This window comes from Rubrivivax sp. JA1026, from assembly GCF_011065555.1.
In the GTDB taxonomy this organism is placed as follows: domain Bacteria; phylum Pseudomonadota; class Gammaproteobacteria; order Burkholderiales; family Burkholderiaceae_C; genus Rubrivivax; species Rubrivivax benzoatilyticus.
This window is the reverse complement of sequence record NZ_JAALCQ010000009.1, coordinates 150032-172873: the sequence shown is the minus strand read 5'-3', so window position 1 is coordinate 172873 and position 22842 is coordinate 150032. Positions and strand designations below refer to the sequence as shown.

Below are 22842 nucleotides of genomic sequence, written 5' to 3'. Positions count from 1 at the left end.
TCCCCCCTCTCTCCGGTCGCCGGGCCCCGCCCCCAGGGACAACGCCTGCCCACCGGAGAACCGCTTGAACACCCTCGTCCACGAACGCCAGCTCGGCTGGCTCGACCACGTCCGCCTCTTCAACCTCGTCTCGACGCCGCGCGGCGGCACACGGGTGTCGGAGGCCCTCGCCGACCACGCCCGCGACATGCTCGACCTGGCCGAGGTCGTCGACCCGAAGACGCTGCCGGCCGACGTCGTCACGATGCGCTCGCGTGTCGTGCTGTCCCGCGGCGGCGAGCTGCTGGACCTGACGCTCTGCTACCCCGACGACCAGCCCGACGGCATTGAACGGGTCTCGGTTTTCTCGCCGCTGGGCATGGCGCTGCTGGGCGCGCGTGTCGGCGACAGCATCGGCTGGCGCGGCCCGGCCGGCGAAGAGCACACGGCGCGCATCGAGGCCCTGCCCTACCAGCCGGAAGCGGCGGGCGACTTCAGTCGCTGAGCGGGCGGCGGCGCCGCGGCTTGAGCTCGCTGACCAAGGTGCCGGCGAGCACCAGCGCGGCGCCGACGAAAGCCTCGGCCGGCAGCCGGTCGCCGGCCAGACGGCCGACGATGCCGCCCCACACGGGCTCGCCGGCGTAGATGATCGTCGCGCGCACCGGCGCGACCGACCGCTGCGCCCAGTTGATCGTCAGCTGGATCGCGACGCTGGCCGCCCCCAGGCCGACGGCCGCCGCCAGCCAGACCCACGAGAACGCCGGCACGGCCTCGCCCAGCACCGGCATCGCCGCCCAGGACATCAGCCCGGCGGCCAGCAACTGCACGGCGGTGATGCGGCGCACGTCGACGCGGCGCGCGAAACGGCCGATCAGCAGGATCTCGGCGGCGATCGCGAAGGCGCTGAGGATGGTCGCCAGCTCGCCTGGCCCGATCGCCCCGCTGCCGGCTTCGGGGCCGGCGAGCAGCACCAGCCCGGCGAACGCCAGCACGATGCCCAGCATCGCCATCGGTTTGGGCGCCTCGCGCAGCACCAGCCACTGCAGCAGCGGCACCAGCGGCACGTACAGCGCGGTGATGAACGCCGACTTGCTGCTGCTGATCGATTGCAGCCCCATCGTCTGCAAGCCGTAACCGAGGAAGATCGAGCCGCCGATCGTGATGCCGGCCCACAGCTCCTGGCGTGTCAGCCCGGCCAGCGCGTGCCGGAACACCACCAGCGCCAGCAGCCCCGCGGTGACGAAACGCAGGCCGACGAAGAAGAACGGCCCGCTGTGGCGCATCGCGACGTGCACGATCAGGAAGGTCGTGCCCCAGAGCGCCGTGATCGCGATCAGCGCGGCTTCCTGGCGGCTGAAGGGCCAGGCCGTCTTGCCGCGGGCCAGCATGTGCAACATACTGCTCAGGATAACATGAGCAATAAACTGCACATTGTCTCGCGCCACGGTGACGTGCTGGCCTTCGTCGGCCAGAACCTGCGTGCCGCCCGCCAAAACGCCGGGCTGAGCCAGGCGGCGCTGGCCGAGGCCTCGGGCCTGAGCCGGCGCATGATCGTCGCGCTCGAACAAGGTGACACCAACATCAGCCTGTCGCGGCTGGACCGTCTGGCCGAGGCGCTGGGTGTCGGCTTCGCCGACCTGGTGCGCGACCCGGCGGCGCAGACGCTGCGGCTGGACGCGGTGGCCTGGCGCGGCCGCCACGAGGACAGCGTCGCGGTGCTGCAGGCCAGCGTGCCGGCCCGCCACGAGGCCCAGCTCTGGGCCTGGACGCTGGCGCCGGGCGAGCGCTACGACGCCGAGCCCGACCCCGAGGGCTGGCACGAGATGATCGTCGTCGTCGAGGGCCGGCTGCGGCTGGAGCTGGCCGGCGGCCCGCGCGAGCTGGCGGCCGGCGACTACCTCGTCTACCCGAGCTCGCAGCCCTACGCGTACGCTAACGCCAGCGAGGCGACGACACGCTTCATCCGCAACGTCGTCGCCTGAGCACCGCTCGGCACGTCAACGCCGCTCGGCACGTCAACGCCGCTCAGCGCGTCAGCGCCGCGATCTTCGCCTTGATCGCCGGCAGCGCCGCCAGCGCGGCTTCGCGGCCGGCCTGGATCGAGCGCCGGCGTGCCGTGAAGTCGGCGCTGGAGACGCCGGCCAGCGCCGGACGCAGCACGATGTCGGCGTCGCGCAGCTCGTAGTGGTTGATGCTGCGGCTCATGATCGAGAAGGTCTGCAGCAGCATCTTCATCGCGTCACCGGTCGGCGCGCCGTCGGGCACGGCCGAGATGTCGATCGCGATGACCAGGTCGGCGCCCATCTGGCGCGCGAATCGCACCGGCACCGGTGACACGAGGCCGCCGTCGACGTACTCGCGGCCGCCGATCGTCACCGGCTGGAACACCGCCGGCACGGCACTCGACGCACGCACCGCGGTGCCGGTGTCGCCGCGCTGGAACAGGATCGGTGCGCCGCTGTCCAGGTCGGTCGCGACGATGCCCAGCGGCAGCCGCATCTGCTCGATGGCGCGGCCGCCGGTGTGCTCGCGCACGTAGCGCGCCAGCGCCTCGCCACGCAGCAGCGCGCGGCCGGGGAAGGCCCAGTCGGTGATCGCGCCTTCGTCCATCGTCATCGCCAGCATGCCGAGTTCGGCGCCGCTCTTGCCCGAGGCGTAGAGCGCGGCCACGAGGCTGCCGGCCGAGGTGCCGGCGACGAGATCCGGGCGGATGCCGTTCTCCTCCAGCACCTGGATCACGCCGATGTGCGAGAAGCCGCGCGCGGCGCCGCCGCCCAGCGCGAGGCCGACGCGCGGCGGGCGCGGCGGCGGCTTGGGCACGGCGGTCTCGGTGGCGGGCGGGGAAGCGGGTGGTGCCGTCAGCGGCACGCTCTGGCACGCGGCCAGGAGGAGGACGAGGAACGTCCCGAGAAGTCTGCGCATGGTCAGCGTCGATTCTAAGAACTTCAACTCATAACCTAAGGCGATAAGCACCTCACAACTCTGTACTTTTCATCTATAAGCAGCTTGCTTACAGTCGCGCCTCCAGCGAATCCTGCCGTCCATGTACCAGTACACCGACTTCGACCGCCAGTTCATCCGGGCCCGTGCCGCGCAATACCGCGACCAGCTCGAACGCCACCTGGCCGGCCAGTTGCCCGACGAACTGTTCCGCCCGCTTCGGCTGCAGAACGGCTGGTACGTGCAGCGCCACGCGCCGATGGCGCGCATCGCGGTGCCCTATGGCGAGCTGTCCTCGCGCCAGCTGCGTGCGCTGGCCCGAGTGGCGCGCGAGTTCGACCTGCAGGACGCCGGCACGCCGGCCGAACGCGGTGGCTTCGGCCACTTCACGACGCGCCACAACTGCCAGTTCAACTGGATCCCGCTGGAGCGTTCGGCCGACGTGATGGAGCTGCTCGCCGAAGCCGACCTGCACGGCGTGCAGACCAGCGGCAACTGCATCCGCAACGTGACCACCGACGCGCTGGCCGGCATCGCGCCCGACGAGATCGTCGACCCGCGGCCCTATGCCGAGCTGCTGCGCCAGTGGAGCACGCTGCACCCCGAGTTCGCCTTCCTGCCGCGCAAGTTCAAGGTCGCGATCACCGGCGCGACCGACGACCGGGCGGTCATCGCCTGGCACGACGTCGGCCTGCAGCTGCTGCGCGACGAACGGGGTGACGTCGGCTTCCGCGTCCTGGTCGGCGGCGGCATGGGCCGCACGCCCATCATCGCCACCGAAGTCGCGGCCTTCGTGCCCTGGCAGCGCATCCTGGTCTTCCTCGAAGCCGTCGTGCGGGTCTACAACCTGCACGGCCGGCGCGACAACCTCTACAAGGCGCGCATCAAGATCCTCGTCAAGGCGCTGGGCGAGCAGTTCATCCGCGAAGTCCACGCCGAGTACGAGGCGCTGCTGGCCGACGGCGCGCCGGAGCTGCCGCAGGCCGAGCTGGACCGTGTCGCCGCGCACTTCGTCGCCCCGGTGAGCGAAGCCGCGCCGGCGCTGCACGCCGTCGATGCCGACGCACCCAAGGCCTACACACGCTGGCTGGAGCGCAACGTGCACACCCACCGCCTCGCCGGCTACCGCGCCGTGACGCTGTCGCTCAAGCGCGCCGGTCAGGCGCCCGGCGACGTCACCGCCGACCAGATGGACCGCGCCGCCGAACTGGCCGAGCGTTTCAGCCACGGCGAGCTGCGTGTCACGCACGACCAGAACCTGCTGCTGCCCTGGGTCGCCGAACACGAGCTGCGGGCGCTGTGGCTGGCCGCGCGCGAAGACGGCTTCGCGACGCCCAACATCGGCCTCTTGACCGACATGATCGCCTGCCCCGGCGGCGACCTGTGCTCGCTGGCCAACGCACGTTCGCTGCCGGTCGCCGCGGCGATCCGCGAGCGCTTCGAGGACCTGGACGCGCTCTACGACCTGGGCGACATCGACCTGCACATCAGCGGCTGCATGAACTCCTGCGGCCACCACCACACCGGCCACATCGGCATCCTCGGCGTCGACAAGGACGGCAGCGAGTGGTTCCAGGTCACGGTCGCCGGCTCCGACGGCTCGCTGGCCAACGGCCCGGCCGCAGCCGGCAAGGTGATCGGCCCGTCCTTCGCCGCCGACGAGGTGCCCGACGTCGTCGAGGCGCTGGTCGAGCTCTACCGCGCCGAGCGCCAGGCCGGCGAACGTTTCGTCGACACCGTGCGCCGCCTGGGCGTGGCCCCGCTGCGCGCCGCCGCCGACGCCGTGCGCCGCAGCACCGCCGCGGCCGAAGCCTGATCCCGAGATGTCCATGCGTTTGATCGAGACCCACTCCCCGCTGCCCGCCGACGCGCTGGCGTTCGACAACACCGTCGACGTGCTGGAGCGCCGCGACGAGATCGCCGCCGCCCGCGCCGTCGTGCTGCACTTCCCGAAGTGGACCGACGGCCGCGCCTACTCGCAGGCCGTGCTGCTGCGCCTGCGGCTGCGCTACGCCGGCGAGCTGATCGCCACCGGCGAGGTCGTCGGCGACATGCTGCCGATGCTGCAGCGCTGCGGCTTCGACGCCGCCCAGCTGCGCGCCGACCAGGATCCGGCCGTCGCGCTGCGCACGCTGGGCCGGTTCCCGGGCCAGTACCAGGGCGACGTCACCGGCGCCCGCGCCACCCCCATCGTCCACGCTGCCTGAACGTATGCCCACCGCCATCGAACTGCACGCCCGCAAGACCCGCGGCCACGATGCCCGGGTCGCGCACGCCGTCGCGCTGCTGCGCGAGGCCGCCGCCGACCACGCCGGCCGCATCGTCCAGGCCACCAGCCTGGGCGTCGAAGGCATGGTCATCACCGACCTGATCGCGCGCCACGGCCTGGCGATCCCGGTCGCGACGCTGGACACCGGCGCGCTGCACGCCGAGACGCTGGCGCTGATCCCGCGCATCCGTCAGCGCTACGGCGTCGAGGTGCAGGTCTTCCGCCCGCAGCAGGAGGCCGTCATGCAGTTCGTGGGCCGTCATGGCAGCGACGCCATGTACCGCAGCGTCGAGCTGCGCAAGAACTGCTGCGACGTGCGCAAGAAGGAGCCGATGCGCCGCCTGCTCGAAGGGCGCACGGCCTGGATCACCGGGCTGCGCCGCGAGCAGTCGGAGTCGCGTTCGCGTGTGCCGCACTTCGAGCTCGACGCCGACAGCCGCGAGAAGTTCTACCCGCTGGCCGACTGGAGCGAAGCCGACGTCTGGCATTACGTCGCCACGCACGACGTGCCCTACAACCCGCTGCACGACCAGTTCTTCCCGAGCATCGGCTGCGCGCCCTGCACGCGCGCCGTCTCGCTGGGCGAAGACCACCGCGCCGGGCGCTGGTGGTGGGAGCAGGAAGGCGCCAAGGAGTGCGGGCTGCACCTGCGGCCCGAGCCGATCGCCGCGTGATACAAGGGCGCCGCTGATGGGCCGCGTCGTCTTCATCGGCGCCGGCCCCGGCGCCGCCGATCTGATCACCGTGCGCGGCGCGCGCCGTCTCGCCGAAGCCGACGTCGTGCTGCACGACGCGCTGACCGACCCGGCGCTGCGCGAGCTGGCGCCGCGTGCCGAGTGGATCGACGTCGGCAAACGCGGCTTCCGCCATTCCACGCATCAATCCGAGATCGACGCCCTGCTCGTCGAGATGGCACAGCGCCATGCCGTCGTCGTGCGGCTCAAGGGCGGTGACCCCAGCCTCTTCGGCCGCCTCGAGGAGGAACTGGCGGCGCTGGCACGCGCCGGCATCGCCAGCGAGATCGTGCCCGGGGTGACCGCCGCGCTGGCCGCCGCCGCGTCGGCGCAGCGCCCGCTGACACGCCGCGCCCGCGGCCGCAGCGTCGCCTTCAGTACCGCGATGACGCGCGAGCGCCGGCTGGAAGTGACGCACGCCGCCGACACACAGGTCTTCTACATGGCCGGGCGCCAGCTCGGCGTGCTGGGCGAGCGGCTGCGTGCCGCCGGCTGGCCGGCGGACACGCCGGCGCTGGTCGTCTCGCGCGCCGGCTGGCCCGACGAGGCGCGCAGCCATCACGAGGTCGCGACGCTGGCCGAGGCCGGCGCGCGCCACGAAGGCCAGCCGACCGTCGTCATCGTCGGTGCCGGCGCGTCGGCGCTGACCCTGTCGCATGAGCAAGATCAAGCCGGAGCCCCCGAGGGCGAGGCGTAAAATTCCGCCCGCTTGGCGCCCTCGCCCGCGACCGCGTCAGTTCCTGACATCACAACCGAGCCCGTTCCAATGACTCACGTCGTTCTCGATTCCTGCATCCGCTGCAAGTACACCGATTGCGTGGATGTGTGCCCCGTCGACTGCTTCCGTGAAGGGCCGAACTTCCTCGTCATCGACCCCGAGGAGTGCATCGACTGCGCGGTCTGCATCCCCGAGTGCCCGGCCAACGCGATCCTGCCCGAGGAAGACGTGCCTTCGGACCAGCTGCAGTTCATCCAGCTCAACGCCGAGCTCGCCAAGACCTGGCCGAGCATCACCAAGCGCAAGGCCTCGCTGCCCGACGCCGACGAGTGGAAGGACCGCAAGAACAAGCTGCAGTACCTGCAGCGCTGATCCGGGCCGCGCCCGGCGGACGAATGACTGTTTCCCCCTCGCCCGGCGCTCCCGCCGCTGTTTACCCGATCGAGACCGACGCGCTGATCGTCGGCGCCGGCCCGGTCGGGCTGTTCCAGGTCTTCGAGCTCGGGCTGCAGGACGTCCGCGCCCACGTCGTCGACTCGCTGCCGCACGTCGGCGGCCAGTGCACCGAGCTCTACGCCGACAAGCCGATCTACGACATCCCCGGCGTGCCGGTGTGCACCGGGCGTGAGCTCGTCGAGCGGCTGCAGCAGCAGATCGCGCCGTTCGGCGCGAGCTTGCATCTCGGCCAGGAGGTGCGTTCGCTCGAACGTGCCGCCGACGGCCGCTTCGACGTCGCCACCAGCACCGGCACGCGTTTCCTCGCGCGCACGGTGTTCGTCGCCGGCGGCGTCGGCTCCTTCCAGCCCAAGGCGCTGCGCCTGCCCGGCATCGAGCGTTTCGCCGGCACGCAGCTCTTCTACCGCGTCGCCGACGCGGCGGCCTTCGCCGGCCGGCAGGTCGTCGTCGCCGGCGGCGGCGACTCGGCACTCGACTGGGCGATCCACTTCGCGACCACCGAAGCCGCCCGCCCGGCGCGTGTGACGCTGCTGCACCGGCGCGACGAGTTCCGCGCCCTGCCCGCCACGCTACGCCGCCTGGCCGAACTGCGCGACGCGGGCGCCGTCGAGGTCGTCATCGGCCAGCCGACCGGCTTCGAGGCCGACGGCGAGCGCCTCGCCCGGCTGGTGCTGATGCGCCCGGACGGCAGCAGCACGACGCTGGCGCTGGACGACCTGCTCGTCTTCCACGGCCTGAGCCCCAAGCTCGGCCCGATCGCCGAGTGGGGACTGGAGCTGGACCACAAGCTGGTCACCGTCAACCCGGCGACCTTCGAGACCAGCACGCCCGGCGTCTTCGCCGTCGGCGACATCTGCCACTACCCGGGCAAGCGCAAGCTGATCCTCTGCGGCTTCCACGAGGCGACGCTGGCCGCCTTCGCCGCCGTGCCCTACGTGGACCCGGAGCGCCGTGCGCTGCTGCAGTACACGACCTCCAGCCCACAGCTGCACCGGCTGCTGGGCGTCGAGACGCCGTCGCTGGATTGACACAGCGCGGCGCGCCGCACGCGCCGCTGCCGCTATCATCCGCCCCGCTTCGCGAGCCGACCCGGTGCGCGAGGCATTCGCTAGGGGTGTTGGCCGCCTGCCATCCGCGGACGGCCGACTGAGAGAGTCCCTTTGAACCTGATCGCCCGCCGACGCCGCAAGGCCGACGCGGCGACCCGTCCCTCACAGGACGGCACGAGGTAATGCTCGCGCAGGGAAGCACACCACGGGTTCCATGGCGCTGTCCTGCGCCGTGCTGCGCTCCGGTTTGCCGACCTGCCATCGTCCAAGGCTTTCCGATGGCAATGAAACACCACGTCCCGACCCGCTGCGCCCTCGCCGCGGCCCTGTTCGCCTCCGCCTGCGCCGCCCACGCGCAGGGCACCGAGACGATCACCATCACCGGCGCCGCCGAGCGCCTGCCGGCCTTCACCGGCTTCCCCGGCCAGACCGACGCGCGCACGCCGCTGCAGGCCCAGACCTGGAGCGCCGAGCGCCTGGCCGACGAGAACGTCACCCGGCTCGGCGACATCACGCGGCTCGATGCCGGTGTCTCCGAGGCCTACGACTCGCCCGGCTACTGGGCCGGGCTGTCGGTGCGCGGCTACACGCTGGACAACCGCTTCAACGTGCGCCGCGAAGGCCTGCCGGTCAGCGGCGAGACCGCGTTCGCGCTGGAGAACAAGGAGGCCGTCGAGCTGCTCAAGGGCGCCAGCGGCATGCAGGCCGGCACCAGCGCGCCGGGTGGTCTGGTCAACCTGCGCGTCAAGCGCCCGGTGGCCGGCAAACGCAGCGCCACCGTCTGGTGGGAAGGCTCGAGCACGACCGGCGCCGCCGTCGACCTCGGCGACCGCAGCGGCCCCGACGGCGTCTTCGGCTGGCGCGTCAACGCCGCCTACGAGGACATGGAACCGCGGCTGCACGACAGCGACGGCCACCGCCGCCTGCTCGCCGTGGCGCTGGACTGGCAGCTGACCCCGGGCAGCGTCGCCGAGTTCGAGATCGAGCACAGCCGCCAGCAGCAGCCCAGCGCCGCCGGCTACAGCCTGCGCGGGGACGTCGTGCCCGACGCGCACGACGTCGACCTGCTGAACAACCTGAACCACCAGCCCTGGGGCGGCCCGGTGGAGATGGAAGGCAGCACCGCGTCGCTGCGCTGGCGCCAGCGCCTCACCGAGGACTGGCAGCTGCGCGCCCAGGCCATGGTGCAGAAGCTGCGGACCGACGACCGCACCGCGTTTCCGTACGCGTGTTATGGCTGTTATGCGCCCGACCCCAGCCTCGAGTTCCCGGATCGCTACGCGCCCGACGGCAGCTTCGACTACTACGAGTACCTCAGCCTGAACGAGCGCCGTGACAGCCAGGCGCTGGAGCTCGCCGTCAGCGGCAGCGCCCGAACCGGGGCCGTGGAGCACGCGATCGAGGCCGGCGTGCTTCGTGCAGCGTATCGCGGACGCTTCCAGGATCAGGTCTACGAGTGGGCCGGCATCGGCCGGGACGACGGCAGCGCGGTCACCGGCCCGTCGGACGGCCGCCTGAGCGCCAACACCAACCGCGACGAGACCAGCACCGAGTTCTTCGTGCGCGACGCGATGACGCTGCCCGGCGGCTGGAGCCTGTGGACCGGGCTGCGCCACACCCGGCTGGCGCGCGAGAGCTGGCGCACCAGCGCCGACGACGACGGCAGCCTGCGCGCCACCGACTACGACCAGGGCTTCACCACGCCCTGGGTGTCGCTGGCCTGGCAGTGGACGGCGGCGACGATGGTCTACGCCAGCTGGGGCCGCGGCGTCGAGTCGGCCGTCGTGCCGAACCGCCCGCGCTACGTCAACGCCGGCCAGGCGCTGCCGGCGCTGAAGAGCCGCCAGCGCGAGTTCGGCTTGAAGCACGCCTCGGCCAGCGTCGACGCCAGCGTGGCACTGTTCCAGATCGAGCGCCCGCGCACCGGCGAGCTCAACGCCGGCTGCGACGGCGACGTCGACGACTCCTGCCGCCTGGGCGTCGTCGGCGAGCAGCGCCACCGCGGTGTCGAGGCCAGCCTCGTCTGGCGCACCGGCGCCGTCGACTGGCGCGCCAGCGCGATGCTGCTGGACGCCGTGCGCCACGAGCGCGGCAGCAGCGACGGCCTGCGCCCGGAGAACGTGCCGGCGCGCACGCTGCGCCTGGGCGCCGACTGGCGCGTGCCGCAGGCCGGCGGCCTGCTGCTGCAGGCCGACCTGCGTGCCGAGAGCGACCGCGCCGTGCTGCCCTATGACGACAGCGTGCGCATCCCCGGCTGGGCCAGCGTCGACCTGGGCGCACGCTGGACCCAGCCGCTGGCCGACGGCCGCGCCATCACCTGGCGCGCCGGCGTCGACAACGTCTTCGACCGCAAGGCCTGGAAAGAGTCGCCGTACCAGTTCGACCACGTCTACCTGTACCCGCTGCAAGCGCGCACCTGGAGAGCCAGCGCATCACTCAAGTTTTGACAAACTGAGTTTTCGGGCTATACTCTTGGTCTTCCTTCCCCGATAGCTCAGTCGGTAGAGCGCCGGACTGTTAATCCGTAGGTCCCTGGTTCGAGCCCAGGTCGGGGAGCCAAACAAACCGAAGGGTCAGCGATGCAAGTCGCTGACCCTTTTGGCTTTTGGGGGGCCGGCGCAGACAGCGGCTGCCGCGCCCTCTCGGGCGCCGCCGCCTCAGGGCGCCGCGGACGCGCCCGCCGCCGCGGCCCGGGCGGCTTCCACCTCGGCCGCCTCGATCGCCGCGCAGCGCTCCTCGCCGCCGCAGACGCGGCTGCGCACGTAGCGCTGCACCAGGCCGAAGAAGCGGTCGTAGAAGCTGCCCGCGGGGATCGTCAGGCTGCCGACCTTGACCAGCGAGTCGTCAGACGCCGACAGCGGGATCGACAGCGAGCCCACCGGCAACCCGACGCTGGCCGAGGACGAGGCCTTCTTCAGCGTGTAGCGGTCCTGCACGGCGTTGACGAATGCCGTCGTCGACGCCTTGTAGAACGGGTCCGGCGCGCAGGTCACGGTGAACGTGATCTGCACGTGGATCTCGCCATCGGGCTGGAAGCGTTTGTTGCCGACCACGAGTTCCGGCGTCGCCGAGGTGACGACGTAGCCCTGGCTCAGCAGCGCCAGCCGCGCGGCCTCGCAGGTGGTGGGCGCGTCGGCCTCGAACTGGCGCGAATAGGTCTCGTCGGGCCTGAAGTGCTCGTTCTGGTAGACCGTGGTGGCGATCTTGTTCGGCGTGCTGCAGCCGGCGACGACGGCGGCCAGCGCCAGCAGGGTGAAGGCCCCGGCCCGATGGCGGGCCGGCAACGGCAAAAACTGGGTCATCGTGCTCCAACGTCCGCGGGCGAGGATCGGTTGTCCCGGACAGGACACGACATCGCCGCCGCCGCTATCGTACGAGCGCCGCGTGACGGCGCCGCCCCCACTCTCACACCCAGGAGTCGCCATGCCCACGATCCAGGCCTATGCCGCGCAAGACGCCACCGCCCCGCTCGGCCCGTTCACGATCGGACGCCGCGAACCCGGCCCCGAGGACGTGCAGATCCGCATCCTCTGGTGCGGCGTCTGCCACTCCGACCTGCACACCGCACGCAACGAGTGGAAGAACACGCTGTACCCCTCGGTGCCGGGCCACGAGATCGTCGGCCGCGTCACCGCCGTCGGCTCGGCGGTGACGAAGTTCAAGGTCGGCGACCTGGCCGGCGTCGGCTGCATGGTCGACAGCTGCGGCCATTGCCCGTCCTGCGCCGAAGGCGAGGAGCAGTACTGCGACAACGGCTTCACCGGCACCTACAACGGCCCGGTCTTCGGCGGCGAGAACACCTTCGGCGGCTACTCGCAGAGCATCGTCGTCCGTCAGTCCTTCGTGCTGCGCATCAGCCACCCCGAGTCGCAGCTGGCCGGTGTCGCGCCGCTGCTGTGCGCCGGCATCACGACCTGGTCGCCGCTGCGCCAGTGGGAAGCCGGGCCGGGCAAGAAGGTCGGCATCGTCGGCCTCGGCGGCCTGGGCCACATGGGCGTCAAGCTGGCGCACGCGCTGGGCGCGCACGTCGTGCTGTTCACCACCTCGCCGGACAAGATCGAGGACGGCAAGCGCCTGGGCGCCGACGAGGTCGTCGTGTCCAAAGACCCGGAGCAGATGGCGCGCCAGGCCGGCCGGCTGGACTTCATCCTCAACACCGTGGCCGCGCCGCATGATCTGGACGCCTTCCTCGCGCTGCTCAAGCGCGACGGCACGATGACGCTGGTCGGCGCGCCGGCCGAACGCCACCCCTCGCCCGACGTCTTCGCGCTGATCTTCAAGCGCCGGCGCCTGGGCGGCTCGCTGATCGGCGGCATCCGCGAGACGCAGCAGATGCTGGACTTCTGCGCCCAGCACGGCATCGTCAGCGACACCGAGACGATCCGCATGGACGAGATCAACACCGCCTACGAACGCATGCTCAGGAGCGACGTGCGCTACCGCTTCGTCGTCGACATGGCGACGCTGGGCTGAGGCTTCAGCGCGCCGCGCTGCAGGCGGCACCGACGTCCAGCGGCTCGGGCAGCAGCACGTCGCGCCGCAGCAGCAGCGCGTCGATCGTGTCACCGCCGGCGTGCAATACCGTCACCGCCGCGGCACGGTCCAGCCGACCCTGCAGCCACTGGCGGGCGCGTGCGGCGTCCAGCACGGCCACCAGCTCGACCGGGCCCGGCCGCGCGACCTCGGCGCTGCCGTTGACGAACAGCTCCTGCTGCGGCCCGGCCAGGCGAACGTTGAGCGCGTGCAGCCCGCGCCGGCTCGCCTCCCAGCGCAGCACGAAGCGCGCACGCTGCCAGCAGCCGTCGGGCCCGCGCTCGAACTGCATCACCAGCGGCAGATCGGCCGGCGCGGAAGCGGCCTGCACCTCCCAACTCAGCTCGGCCCTCACCGGCCGGGTCGCGCCCGGCGGCTGGACCTCCGCCCGCAGCCGCTGCGTCCCGGCAACCTGCGGCACGAAGCGGCCGACGTAGGCACCGGTGACCAGGGTCAGCGGCTGACGCTCGCTCGCGGCCTCGACGAGCCGGATCTCCTGTCGGCGGCCGTCGGCGCCCAGCGAGAACAGCCGTGGTGCCGGCTCGCGCCGCGGCAGCCCGTACTCGCTGGCATACAGCAGCAGCACCTGCTCGTTGCCGACCGCCGGCAGCACGCCGCCGACGCGCTCCATCTGCAGCGCATAGCGCGCAAAGATGCTCGCCTGCAGCAAGGCCGTCGCCGCCGCAGCCGCCGGCTCGTGGCGCAGCTCCAGCCGCCAGCGCCCGGGAGCCGGCTCGCGCAGCGGCTGCTTCATCAGATGCAGGTCGCCACGCTGGTGCTGGCGGCGCTCGGCGGCCGGCAGCGTGCTCAGTGCGGCGGCATCCAGTTCGTGCGGCGGGCCGGACGGCGGCAGCAGCCGTGCGCCGCGCAGCGCCGGCCGCAGCGAGAACTCCAGCGTCAGGTAGGCGCCGTCGGCCATCGCCGGAACGGCGAAGTCGATCACCGTGCGCGTCTGGCCGGCGGCGACCGGCACTTCGGCCAGCACGAGCTCGGCGCGCGCCGTCGTGGCAACGGCCAGCAGGGCCAGGCATCGGAGGACACAGCGCAGCATGACGCCGCGCAGTCTACGCAGCGCCGGCGGCGGCGCGTGCCTTGGCGCGCCAGAAGCCGGCGTCGATCTCCTGCTCGGCGCCGCTGCGCTCGTTGGCCAGCCAGAAGCGGCTGCCGTCGGGCGCGACGCGCATCACCTCGCCGACGTGGCGCCCGGCGCGCACGCGGCGTCCGGCGAGGCCGGCCGGGAAGTCCGGCGCACGCGCCAGCTCGAGCAGGTCGACCGCCTCGCGTGCATCGCCGGCCAGGCGCAGCCGGTGCACGATGGGCGCCAGCAGCGGGTTGGCGCGGTCGGCCGGCGACAGCCACAGCAGCACCTTGGCCTGGGCCCGGCTCAGCGCGACGTTGACCAGGCGCGCCGCCTCCTCGGTCTGCAGAAAGGGCTGGCCGCCGTCGGCGGGGTCGAAGAGCACCGCCGCGGCCTCGCTGCCCTGGGCGCGGTGCACGGTGCTGACGCGCACGCCCGCCACGCCGGCGGCCTCCAGCCGCAGGCGGATCAGCGCGCGCTGGGCACGGAACGGCGTCAGCACCACGATCTCGTGCGCCTGCCAGGTGCCGGCGGCCAGCGCGTCGGCGACCAGCGAGACGATGGCGTCGGCCGACTCGGGCCGCACCGGCCCGCGCCAGGCCGCCGACCAGGCGCCGTCGCGCGCCACCGGCTCGACGTGCACGTGCACGTCTTCGCCGGCCGGCCCCAGCACCCGCCGGCGCGCCGCCTGCCAGCCGGGCGACGCCTCGGCGTCGGCGGCGACGCGCAGCGCGCCGTCGTAATACAGGTCGCCGACCAGCGCGCCGATCGGCCCGGCCATGCGCGACTGCTCGTCCAGCAGCACGACCGACGGCGCACGGCGCGGCATCGCCGCGAACGGCGAGCGCCCCAGCCAGCGCCGCGCCTCGCGTTCGGGCGCGCGCTGCACCGGCGACAGCTGGCTCGGGTCGCCGGCGAACAGGCAGCGCCGGCCCAGCGGCATCAGCGCCAGCGCCTGGGCCAGCGGCACCTGGCTGGCTTCGTCGAAGACGATCAGGTCGAAGGGCGGCGCGCCGTCGTCGGCCAGTTCGCGCAGCGTCTTCAGCGTCGCGACGGCACGCGCCGTCGTCATCGCCGCCAGGCGGCTGGCGCGCAGCACCGCCAGCGAGGCCGCACGGAGTTCGGCGCGCAGGTAGGCGACACGCCGGCTCCAGGCCTCCAGCGCTTCCAGGTCGCGCGCCGACGGGCGTTCGGATTCGGCACGCGCCAGCCGGGCCAGCAGCGCGCGGTCGGCGTTCGGGATCAGGTGCTCGCGGCCTTCGTACAGCGCCGCGTTGAAGCGCGAGCCGAAGCGCCGCACGGCCGGGCGCCAGCGCTCGCGCCGGCCTTTCTCCAGCGCCTTGTCGACGGCGACGGTGGCCAGGTCGACGGCCTGGTTGGTCGTCGACAGCAGCAGCACACGCGCCTCGGGATCGGCGTCCAGCGTCTCGGCCAGCAGCACGCCCAGCGTCGTCGTCTTGCCGGTGCCCGGCGGGCCCCAGAGGAAGCTGCTGGTCCAGCGCGGCAGCGCCAGCGCCTGGCGCTGCGCGGTGCGCAGCCAGCGGAACGGCGCGCCGGTCAGCGAAGGGGCGGCGGTCTCGGCCGGCCGCGCCAGCGCGGCCTCGGCGGCCAGCGCGCGTGCCGCCCAGTCGCCATCGTCCCAGGCGGCGACCAGCGCGTCCAGGAACCGCGGCGGGTAGACGCGGATCAGCCGCCCAGGCCCGGGCGGCGGGCCGCTGGCCTTCTGCAGGATCAGCTGATCGTCCTCGACGACGACGGCCAGCACCGCGGCGGCGCCCTTCTCCGGCTCGCCCCACCAGGCCGAGGCGCCGTCCAGGCTCTCGTCGAGCAGCGCCTGCGCCGAGGCCGCACCCGGCCGCTGGCCCTCGGCATAGACATAGCCGGCCTCGAGCGTGACGCGCCAAAGCGCGCCGTCGCGCTCCAGGCGCTCGACCTTGAAGTCGTAGTAGGACGGCGTGGCGGCCAGTTCGGCGGCCAGCGCGGCGCGGATCTCGGCAAGACTCATGCAGCGGGGGGCGGCGGCAGGCGCCTGCGGCGCGCTGCGGGGGCGCGATTGTTCCCCAAGGCGGCCGTTGACGGTGATCCAGCGCGGGAGCCCCGGGCTCGGCGATGATCACGCCGATGACGAACAAGCCCCTGATCACGCTGCTGCTGGCCGCGGCCTGCACCCTCGCCCAAACCACCGCCGGCGCGGCGGCCGGCACCGCCGCCGCCCCGGTCGCCGACGGCGCGCTGCGCACCATCGACCGCCTGGACGTGCCGCGTTACCTCGGCACCTGGTACGAGGTCGCGCGTTTCCCCAACCGCTTCCAGCGCCAGTGCGTGGCCGACACCAGCGCGAACTACACGCTGCGCGACGACGGCACGCTGCAGGTGCGCAACCGCTGCCGCCTGGCCGACGGCACGATGGACGAGGCGCTGGGCCAGGCGCGTCAGGTCGGCGGGCGCGAGTCGCCGACGCTGAAGGTTCGCTTCGCGCCCGAGTGGCTGTCCTGGCTGCCCTTCGTCTGGGGCGACTACTGGATCGTCGACCTGGACGCCGACTACTCGCTGGTGGCGATCACCGACCCGCGCCGCGCCTACGCCTGGGTGCTGTCGCGCACGCCGCAGGTGGAGCCGGCGCGTTACGAGGCGCTGATGCAGCGCCTGAAGGCGCAGGGGCTGGACGTCGGGCGCTTCGAGCCGTCACGGCACACGGCGCCCTGAGCCCGGCCGCTCAGGCGCGGCGGCCGCGCATCGCCAGCAGCGGCCAGGCGAACGCCAGCACGGCCGCCCCGGCCCCCGCGGCAATGGCCAGCAGGTTGGCCCAGTCGACCCAGTAGCGCAGTTCGCCCAGCGAGGAGCGTGTCAGCGACGGCACGGCCAGGAAGGCGAGCAGCAGGCCCACCGCGGCCAGCAGCACCGCCGGCCGCAGCGCGGCGGCCCAGGGCCGCGGCTGCCGTGCGGCCGCCAGCACCAGGATCAGCCAGGCGACGGCGGCAGCGGCGAGCGCCGGCCAGGCATCCATCGCGATCTCCCAGACGATGTTCGCGGCAAGCCAGATCTCGTACATGGTGTTCTCCCTTCAGACGCGGCCCTTGAGCACCGACAGGTAGGCGGGCTTGAGCAGCCGCACCTTCATCAGCCAGGCGAAGTAGCTGTCCTGCAGCGGCTCGATCATCGGCAGCGACGGCGTCAGCCGGCCTTCGTAGTCGAACTCGATGAGCATCGCCGAGCCTTCGCGCGTGATCAGCGGGCACGAGGTGTAGCCGTCGAACGCGGCATCGGGCTCGGCGCCGGCGATCAGCTGCACCAGGTTGTGCACGACGACCGGGGCCGATTTCTTCACCGTCGCCGCGGTCTTGCCGCGCGGCGTGCCGTTGATGTCGCCGACGCCGAAGACGTTGGCGTAGCGGCGGTGGCGCAGCGTCGTCTTGTCGACCTCCAGCCAGCCGCCGGCGGCGAACGGGCCGTCCTTCCAGGCCAGGTCGCTGTGGCGCACGACGTCAGGCGCACGCATCGGCGGCACGACGTGCAGGAAGTCGTAGCCGCGTTCGGCCCGGCTGCCGTCGGCGCCGACGAAGCTCGCGCGGCGCGCGCCGATGTCCACCGCCACCAGCTTCTGCTCGGTCTCGACGCCGATGCCCAGCTGCTGCCAGCGTTCGAGCACGTTGTCGTTGACCGGTTTGACGCCGAAGACGTTTTTCGGCGCCGACATGAAGCTCACCCGGCTGCGCTCGAGCGTGCCGGCCTGGCGCAGCCGGTCGCGCAGCATGAAGGTGGTCTTCAGCGGCGCGCCGGCGCATTTCAGCGGCGTCGCCGGCAGCGTCATCAAGGCCTCGCCGCCGCGTTCGGCGAACTCGCGCATCGCGCCCCAGGTCGCTTCGGCGGCCTGCGGGCCGTTGTAGACGCTGGCCAGCCCGTGGCGGCCGATCGCGGCGACGTCCATGCCCTCGATCTGCGCGTAGTCCAGGTGCACGCCGGTGGCGACGACGAGGTAGTCGTAGCCGATGCGCTGGCCACCGGCGGTGACGACGCTGTTGGACGCCGGGTCGAACTCGGCCACCATGTCGCGCACCCACTCGACACCCTCGGGGTGGAAGTCGGCATTGCGGTCTCGCACCTTGGACACGGGCCAGACGCCGGTGGCCACCAGCGTGTAGCCGGGCTGGTAGTTGTGCTCCTCCTTGCGGTCGACGATGGTGATGCGCACGCCGTCCAGCGCCGCGCTCAGGCGGTTGGCCACCGCGATGCCGCCCAGCCCGCTGCCGGCGATGACGACGTGGGCGCGCGTCGGGATGCGGGCGGCGGTGGCGGGCCGGGGCGCCAGAGCGGCCGCGGCCGGCAGGCCGGCGGCGGCGGCCAGCCAGCGGCGGCGCCCCGCGTCGGGAGGCTGGATCGGGAGATTTCGCGGCTGCTTCACGGAGCTCTCCTCAGGCCGCCTCACGCGTGGCTGGCGCACGACGGGCGACAAGCTGTTACACACGCGAGCATCTTAGTCCCGATACCCCGCCTGGTATCTATCGCTAACCCGAGAGGGAGGCCGTTCGGCTCGCAGGAGGGCCGCCCCGCACGTTCGGCGCCGGGCGTCAAGACCTTTTCACGAAGCAGTCGGCGACCTCGCGGCCGCGCGTCGCGGCGCGAGCCCATCGACTAAACTTCCGCCCGCTCCCGACGCGCCCGGCCGGCGCCCTCGAGGGTCTGCCGGTTGCCCAGCAACCGGTGCCCGAGGTCCGGCAGCCCGTGGCGGGTCGTCTCCTTTCCTCTCCGACGACGCCGCCGCAACCGACCCCCGAATCCATCAACCCCACGCCGCGTGCCGCGCGGCGTTGCCGTTTCCGTTGCCGATGAACGCACCCGACAAACACCTGCTCGATGCCCTGGAACCCCAGGAAATTGCCACCGTCGCCCTGCTGGAGAAGTACGCCAAGGGCGACGAACAGAACATTGCGCAGGTGCAGGCGCGTGTCGCCCGCGCACTCGCGGCCATCGAGGCCGAGGACGCACGCTCGGCGCGCGAAGCCGAGTTCCTCTGGGCGATGCAGCGCGGCTTCGTGCCCGCCGGCCGCATCATGTCGGCCGCCGGCACCGACATCCAGGCGACGCTGATCAACTGCTTCGTGCAGCCGGTCGGCGACTCGATCACCGGCTACGAGGGCGACAAGCCCGGCATCTACACCGCCGTCACCGAAGCCGCCGAAACGATGCGCCGCGGCGGCGGCGTCGGCTACGACTTCAGCCGCATCCGCCCGCAAGGCGCGCTGGTGACGCAGACGCATTCGCGCGCCTCGGGCCCGGTGTCGTTCATGCGTGTCTTCGACGCCTCGTGCGAGACCGTCGAGTCCGCCGGCGCGCGCCGCGGCGCGCAGATGGGCGTGCTGCGCTGCGACCACCCGGACATCGAGGCCTTCATCCACGCCAAGGACAAGGGCGAGCTGCGCAACTTCAACATCAGCGTCGGCGTCACCGACGCGCTGGTGCAGGCCGTCATCGACGACGCCGAGTTCGAGCTCGTTCACGCCGCGCGCCCGCACGAGGAGCTGGTCGCCGCCGGCGCCCGCCAGCGCGAGGACGGCAAGTGGGTCTACCGCAGCGTCAAGGCCCGCGACCTGTGGGACCAGATCATGCGGTCGACCTACGACCACGCCGAGCCGGGCGTGCTGTTCATCGACCAGATGAACCGCGAGAACAACCTGCACTACTGCGAGACGATCGAGGCCACCAACCCCTGCGCCGAGGAGCCGCTGCCCGACTACGGCTGCTGCTGCCTGGGCTCGGTGGACCTGACGCGCCACGTCGTCGGCGCCTTCTCCGACGACGCGCACTTCGACTTCGAGGGCTTCGCCGCCGTCGTGCGGGTCGGCGTGCGCATGCTCGACAACGTGCTCGACGCGACCTACTGGCCGCTGGAGCAGCAGCGCGCCGAAGCCGCCGCCAAGCGCCGCGTCGGCCTGGGCTTCCTGGGCCTGGGCAGCTCGCTGGTGATGCTGGGCATCCGCTACGACAGCGACGAAGGCCGCGCGCTGGCCGCGAAGATCGCCGAGACCATGCGTGACGCCTCGTACCTGGCCTCGGTCGACCTGGCCGTCGAACGCGGCGCCTTCCCCAAGCTGGAGAAGACCAAGTACCTGAAGAGCGGCTTCGCCAAGCGCCTGCCGGAGTCCATCCGCAAGGCGATCCGCAAGCACGGCATCCGCAACAGCCACCTGCTGGCGATCGCGCCGACCGGCACGATCTCGCTGGCCTTCGCCGACAACGCCAGCAACGGCATCGAGCCGCCGTTCTCCTGGACCTACAACCGCAAGAAGCGCGAAGCCGACGGTTCGCACCGCATCTTCGAGGTCGCCGACCGCGCCTGGCGCCTGTTCCGCCACCTCGGCGGCGACGTGACGAAGCTGCCGCAGCAGTTCGTCACCGCGCTGGAGATGTCGGCCAACGACCACATGCGCATGCTCGAGGCGGTGCAGCCCTTCCTGGACACCTCGATCAGCAAGACGGTCAACGTGCCGGCCGACTATCCGTACGAGGACTTCCAGAACCTCTACCTCGACGCCTGGAAGGCCGGCCTGAAGGGTCTGGCGACCTACCGTCCGAACTCGGTGCTGGGCTCGGTGCTGTCGGTCGGCACGCCGGCCGCTGCGCCCGCCACGCCGGCCGCGCCGCGCGACGAGGACCCGCTGACCAAACACGTCGGCCGCCCGGTGGGCCGCATCTCCAGCGTCACCGAGAAGGTCGAGATGTGGACCCAGGCCGGCAAGCGTTCGATGTACGTCACCGTCGGCTTCCTGCCGGTGGACGGCGTCATCGACGGCCAGAAGGTGACGATCGAGCGCCCGGTCGAGTTCCTGCTGCTCGGCGAGCAGGACCAGTGGCTGGACGGCGCGATGCGCCTGCTGTCGCTGGCCGCGCGTTCCGGCGCGTCGATCGAGAAGGCGCTGGAGAACCTGCGCGAGATCGCCTGGACCAACGGCGCGGTGCGCAGCGGCATGCTGGTGCGCGGCGACGGCACGCAGATCCCGCGTTTCCACGACTCCGAGGTCGCGGCGCTGGCCTACGCGGTGCAGCAGCTGCTGCACGCGCGCGGCTACCTCACCGCCTCGGGCGCGCAGGTGCCGGTGCGTGAACTGGCGCGCGCCTACGCCGCCGGCTTCGCGCCGCCCGCGCCGGCCCCGGCCGAGGCCGAGACGGCGGCGGCTGCCAAGCCCGCCGCCGGCATGCAGTTCGCCGCCGGCACCGGCGCCAAGTGCCCGGAGTGCGGCGCGCACGACATGCACCACATCGACGGCTGCACCAAGTGCACCAACTGCGGCCACATCGGCGCCTGCGGCTGAGCGCCGGCCGGCGCACTTGAACACGAAGCCCGCCGCCCGGCGGGCTTTGTCGTTTCAGGCCGCCTGCGGCAGCTGGAAGCGCGAGACCGCACCGACCAGCTGGGTCGCCTGCACGCGCAGGCTCTCGGCCGCTGCGGCGCTCTCCTCCACCAGCGCGGCGTTCTGCTGCGTCACGGTGTCCATCTGGCCGACGGCATGGCCGACCTGGTCGATGCCGTCGCTCTGCTCGGTGCTGGCGGCGCTGATCGACTCGATCACCGTCGTCACGCGGCCGATCGCCTGCACCACCTCGTGCATCGTGCGGCCGACACGTTCGGCCTGCACGGCGCCCTGCTCGATGCGCTCGACGCTCTGGCCGATCAGCGTGCGGATCTGGCGCGCCGACTCGGCGCTGCGCTGCGCCAGCGTGCGCACCTCGGCGGCGACCACCGCGAAGCCGCGCCCGGCCTCGCCGGCGCGCGCCGATTCCACCGCCGCGTTCAGCGCCAGGATGTTGGTCTGGAAGGCGATCGCGTCGATGACACCGACGATCTCGGCGACCTCGCGCGACGACGCCGTGATGCTCTTCATCGAACCCTGCATCTGCTCGACCGCCGCGCCGCCCTGCAGCGCCACCTGCGAGGCACCGTGCGCCAGCGTGTTGGCCTCGCGTGCGCTGGCGGCGTTCTGGCGCACCGTGGCGCCGAGCTGCTCCATCGTCGCCGCGGTCTGCTGCAGCGCGCCGGCCTGCTCCTCGGTGCGCTGGCTCAGGTCCTGGTTGCCGCGCGCGATCTCGGCGCTGGCCGTGGCCACGCTCTCGGCGTTGCCGCGCACGCCACCGACCAGCTGCCGCAGGCTGGCCTGCATGCCGTCCAGCGAACGCAGCAGCACGCCGAGCTCGTCGGCGCTGCCGGCCGGCACGGGGCCGGACAGGTCGCCGGCGGAGACACGTTCGGTGACCTGCAGCGCCGAACGCAGCGGCCGCGTCACGCTGCGCGTGATCAGCCAGGCCAGCGCACTGCCGCAGCCCAGCGCCGCCAGCGCGACCAGCAGCATCACGCTGCCGGCGCGCGCGATGGCCGCCTCGGTGGCCGACGCGCTGGCCTGCATGCGCTGGACCTCGTGCTCGACGAAGGCGTCCAGCGACTTCAGATAGGCCGCCTGCACCGGCCGCACCTGCTTGAGCAGCAGGTCGCGCGCCTCGTCGCTGCGGTTGGCGGCGGCGAGCTCCAGCGCCTGGGTGAGCGCCGGCGTGTAGGCCGCCCGCGACGCCATCACCGCGTCCAGGCGCCGGGCACCCTCGCCGTCCTGGTCGCCGGCCTTCAGGCGTTCCAGCAGGCCGGCGATGCGCGTCTCGCAACCGCGGATGCGCTCGATCTCGGCGTCGATCTGCTTGCGATCATCGAGCAGCGCGACGTTGCGCACGCCGCGCGCGACGACGTTGAGTTCGTCCTTCACGTCGCGCGCCATGCCGACGCTGGCCTGCCGGTGCTCGACGAGCTCGTGCACCTGGCCGCCGACGCCTTCGAGTGCATAGCGGCCGAACACGGCGACGACGGCCGTCGCCACCATCACCACCGCGAAGCCGATGCCCAGCTTCAGGCCGATGCGCAAGTCGCTCCAGGTCTTCATCGTGCGATCTCCGGTTGACGCGGACTGCTGCGCACCGCGGTTCTCGCCGAACCTGGAGCGCCGATGACGGTGCTTCGGCGGCCGGCGGGGCGGAGTTGAGCGCCCGGGTGCGACCTGCCGCACATCGTTCCCCTGTCGACGGGATGGATTCGCGTCACCGGCGCC

At 72.4% G+C, this 22842-nt stretch carries 20 protein-coding genes and 1 tRNA gene; 13 read left to right on the top strand and 8 right to left on the bottom strand.

Translation table 11 applies throughout. The features are described 5' to 3' along the window. Positions 1 to 64: 64 nt before the first annotated feature. On the top strand, positions 65 to 484 hold the full coding sequence (locus tag G5B56_RS15735; RefSeq protein ID WP_029718379.1) for a GreA/GreB family elongation factor: 420 nt from the start codon (positions 65 to 67) through the stop codon (positions 482 to 484). Here the strand turns inward: G5B56_RS15735 and G5B56_RS15730 are convergent. After that, complete coding sequence (locus G5B56_RS15730; protein ID WP_029718380.1) at positions 474 to 1376, bottom strand: DMT family transporter; 903 nt, start codon at positions 1374 to 1376, stop codon at positions 474 to 476. The two genes, G5B56_RS15735 and G5B56_RS15730, sit on opposite strands and share 11 nt — an antisense overlap. Before the next feature lie 15 nt (positions 1377 to 1391). Between G5B56_RS15730 and G5B56_RS15725 the strand changes: the two genes are divergently transcribed. Then, positions 1392 to 1961, top strand: coding sequence for a helix-turn-helix domain-containing protein (locus tag G5B56_RS15725; RefSeq protein ID WP_164963841.1), 570 nt, complete (start codon positions 1392 to 1394; stop codon positions 1959 to 1961). Between the two features lie 43 nt (positions 1962 to 2004). On the opposite strand, the gene G5B56_RS15720 is transcribed toward G5B56_RS15725, so the two are convergent. Continuing rightward, positions 2005 to 2901: a patatin-like phospholipase family protein gene (locus G5B56_RS15720; protein WP_029718381.1), complete on the bottom strand. Its 897-nt coding sequence runs from the start codon at positions 2899 to 2901 to the stop codon at positions 2005 to 2007. Between the two features lie 121 nt (positions 2902 to 3022). Between G5B56_RS15720 and G5B56_RS15715 the strand changes: the two genes are divergently transcribed. The 8 genes from G5B56_RS15715 to G5B56_RS15680 all read left to right on the top strand — a co-directional run bounded on the left by G5B56_RS15715 (position 3023) and on the right by G5B56_RS15680 (position 10704). After that, positions 3023 to 4735 carry a nitrite/sulfite reductase gene (locus G5B56_RS15715; protein WP_164963840.1) on the top strand — a complete coding sequence of 571 codons (1713 nt, stop codon included), beginning with the start codon at positions 3023 to 3025 and terminating at the stop codon, positions 4733 to 4735. Positions 4736 to 4748: 13 nt separating this feature from the next. After that, the gene (locus tag G5B56_RS15710) at positions 4749 to 5126 is read left to right on the top strand and encodes a DUF934 domain-containing protein (protein ID WP_138938919.1); all 378 of its coding nucleotides are present in this window, start codon (positions 4749 to 4751) and stop codon (positions 5124 to 5126) included. 4 nt (positions 5127 to 5130) lie between these two features. Further along, positions 5131 to 5862, top strand: coding sequence for a phosphoadenylyl-sulfate reductase (locus G5B56_RS15705; protein ID WP_009858672.1), 732 nt, complete (start codon positions 5131 to 5133; stop codon positions 5860 to 5862). A gap of 16 nt (positions 5863 to 5878) precedes the next feature. Continuing rightward, on the top strand, positions 5879 to 6619 hold the full coding sequence (cobA, locus tag G5B56_RS15700; protein ID WP_164963839.1) for a uroporphyrinogen-III C-methyltransferase: 741 nt from the start codon (positions 5879 to 5881) through the stop codon (positions 6617 to 6619). 69 nt (positions 6620 to 6688) lie between these two features. Continuing rightward, on the top strand, positions 6689 to 7012 hold the full coding sequence (gene fdxA, locus G5B56_RS15695) for a ferredoxin FdxA (protein ID WP_164963838.1): 324 nt from the start codon (positions 6689 to 6691) through the stop codon (positions 7010 to 7012). A 23-nt stretch (positions 7013 to 7035) separates the two neighbouring features. Then, a complete protein-coding gene (locus tag G5B56_RS15690; protein ID WP_164963837.1) occupies positions 7036 to 8124 on the top strand; it encodes an NAD(P)/FAD-dependent oxidoreductase in 1089 nt (362 codons plus the stop codon). Between the two features lie 305 nt (positions 8125 to 8429). Further along, entirely contained in the window at positions 8430 to 10592 is a 2163-nt protein-coding gene (locus tag G5B56_RS15685) for a TonB-dependent siderophore receptor (RefSeq protein ID WP_164963836.1), read from the top strand. Between the two features lie 36 nt (positions 10593 to 10628). Next, positions 10629 to 10704, top strand: a tRNA-Asn gene (locus G5B56_RS15680). Between the two features lie 98 nt (positions 10705 to 10802). Here G5B56_RS15680 and G5B56_RS15675 read toward each other — a convergent pair. Then, positions 10803 to 11447: a DUF2242 domain-containing protein gene (locus G5B56_RS15675; RefSeq protein WP_237704899.1), complete on the bottom strand. Its 645-nt coding sequence runs from the start codon at positions 11445 to 11447 to the stop codon at positions 10803 to 10805. Between the two features lie 121 nt (positions 11448 to 11568). On the opposite strand from G5B56_RS15675, the gene G5B56_RS15670 reads away from it, so the two are divergent. Beyond that, positions 11569 to 12618 carry an NAD(P)-dependent alcohol dehydrogenase gene (locus G5B56_RS15670; RefSeq protein ID WP_164963835.1) on the top strand — a complete coding sequence of 350 codons (1050 nt, stop codon included), beginning with the start codon at positions 11569 to 11571 and terminating at the stop codon, positions 12616 to 12618. A gap of 4 nt (positions 12619 to 12622) precedes the next feature. Here G5B56_RS15670 and G5B56_RS15665 read toward each other — a convergent pair whose 3' ends face one another. Both G5B56_RS15665 and G5B56_RS15660 read right to left on the bottom strand, forming a co-directional pair. Then, a complete protein-coding gene (locus tag G5B56_RS15665; RefSeq protein ID WP_164963834.1) occupies positions 12623 to 13729 on the bottom strand; it encodes a hypothetical protein in 1107 nt (368 codons plus the stop codon). Positions 13730 to 13742: 13 nt separating this feature from the next. Then, positions 13743 to 15761: a DEAD/DEAH box helicase gene (locus G5B56_RS15660; RefSeq protein WP_164963833.1), complete on the bottom strand. Its 2019-nt coding sequence runs from the start codon at positions 15759 to 15761 to the stop codon at positions 13743 to 13745. A 116-nt stretch (positions 15762 to 15877) separates the two neighbouring features. Between G5B56_RS15660 and G5B56_RS15655 the strand changes: the two genes are divergently transcribed. Further along, positions 15878 to 16462, top strand: coding sequence for a lipocalin family protein (locus G5B56_RS15655; RefSeq protein WP_009858663.1), 585 nt, complete (start codon positions 15878 to 15880; stop codon positions 16460 to 16462). A gap of 10 nt (positions 16463 to 16472) precedes the next feature. Here the strand turns inward: G5B56_RS15655 and G5B56_RS15650 are convergent, their stop codons facing one another. Both G5B56_RS15650 and G5B56_RS15645 read right to left on the bottom strand, forming a co-directional pair. Continuing rightward, positions 16473 to 16808 carry a hypothetical protein gene (locus G5B56_RS15650; protein WP_009858662.1) on the bottom strand — a complete coding sequence of 112 codons (336 nt, stop codon included), beginning with the start codon at positions 16806 to 16808 and terminating at the stop codon, positions 16473 to 16475. A 12-nt stretch (positions 16809 to 16820) separates the two neighbouring features. Continuing rightward, positions 16821 to 18158: an NAD(P)/FAD-dependent oxidoreductase gene (locus tag G5B56_RS15645; RefSeq protein WP_206023536.1), complete on the bottom strand. Its 1338-nt coding sequence runs from the start codon at positions 18156 to 18158 to the stop codon at positions 16821 to 16823. Positions 18159 to 18582: 424 nt separating this feature from the next. On the opposite strand from G5B56_RS15645, the gene G5B56_RS15640 reads away from it, so the two are divergent. Beyond that, entirely contained in the window at positions 18583 to 21066 is a 2484-nt protein-coding gene (locus G5B56_RS15640) for an adenosylcobalamin-dependent ribonucleoside-diphosphate reductase (protein ID WP_164963832.1), read from the top strand. 54 nt (positions 21067 to 21120) lie between these two features. On the opposite strand, the gene G5B56_RS15635 is transcribed toward G5B56_RS15640, so the two are convergent. Continuing rightward, entirely contained in the window at positions 21121 to 22677 is a 1557-nt protein-coding gene (locus tag G5B56_RS15635; protein WP_009858659.1) for a methyl-accepting chemotaxis protein, read from the bottom strand. Positions 22678 to 22842: the final 165 nt, after the last annotated feature.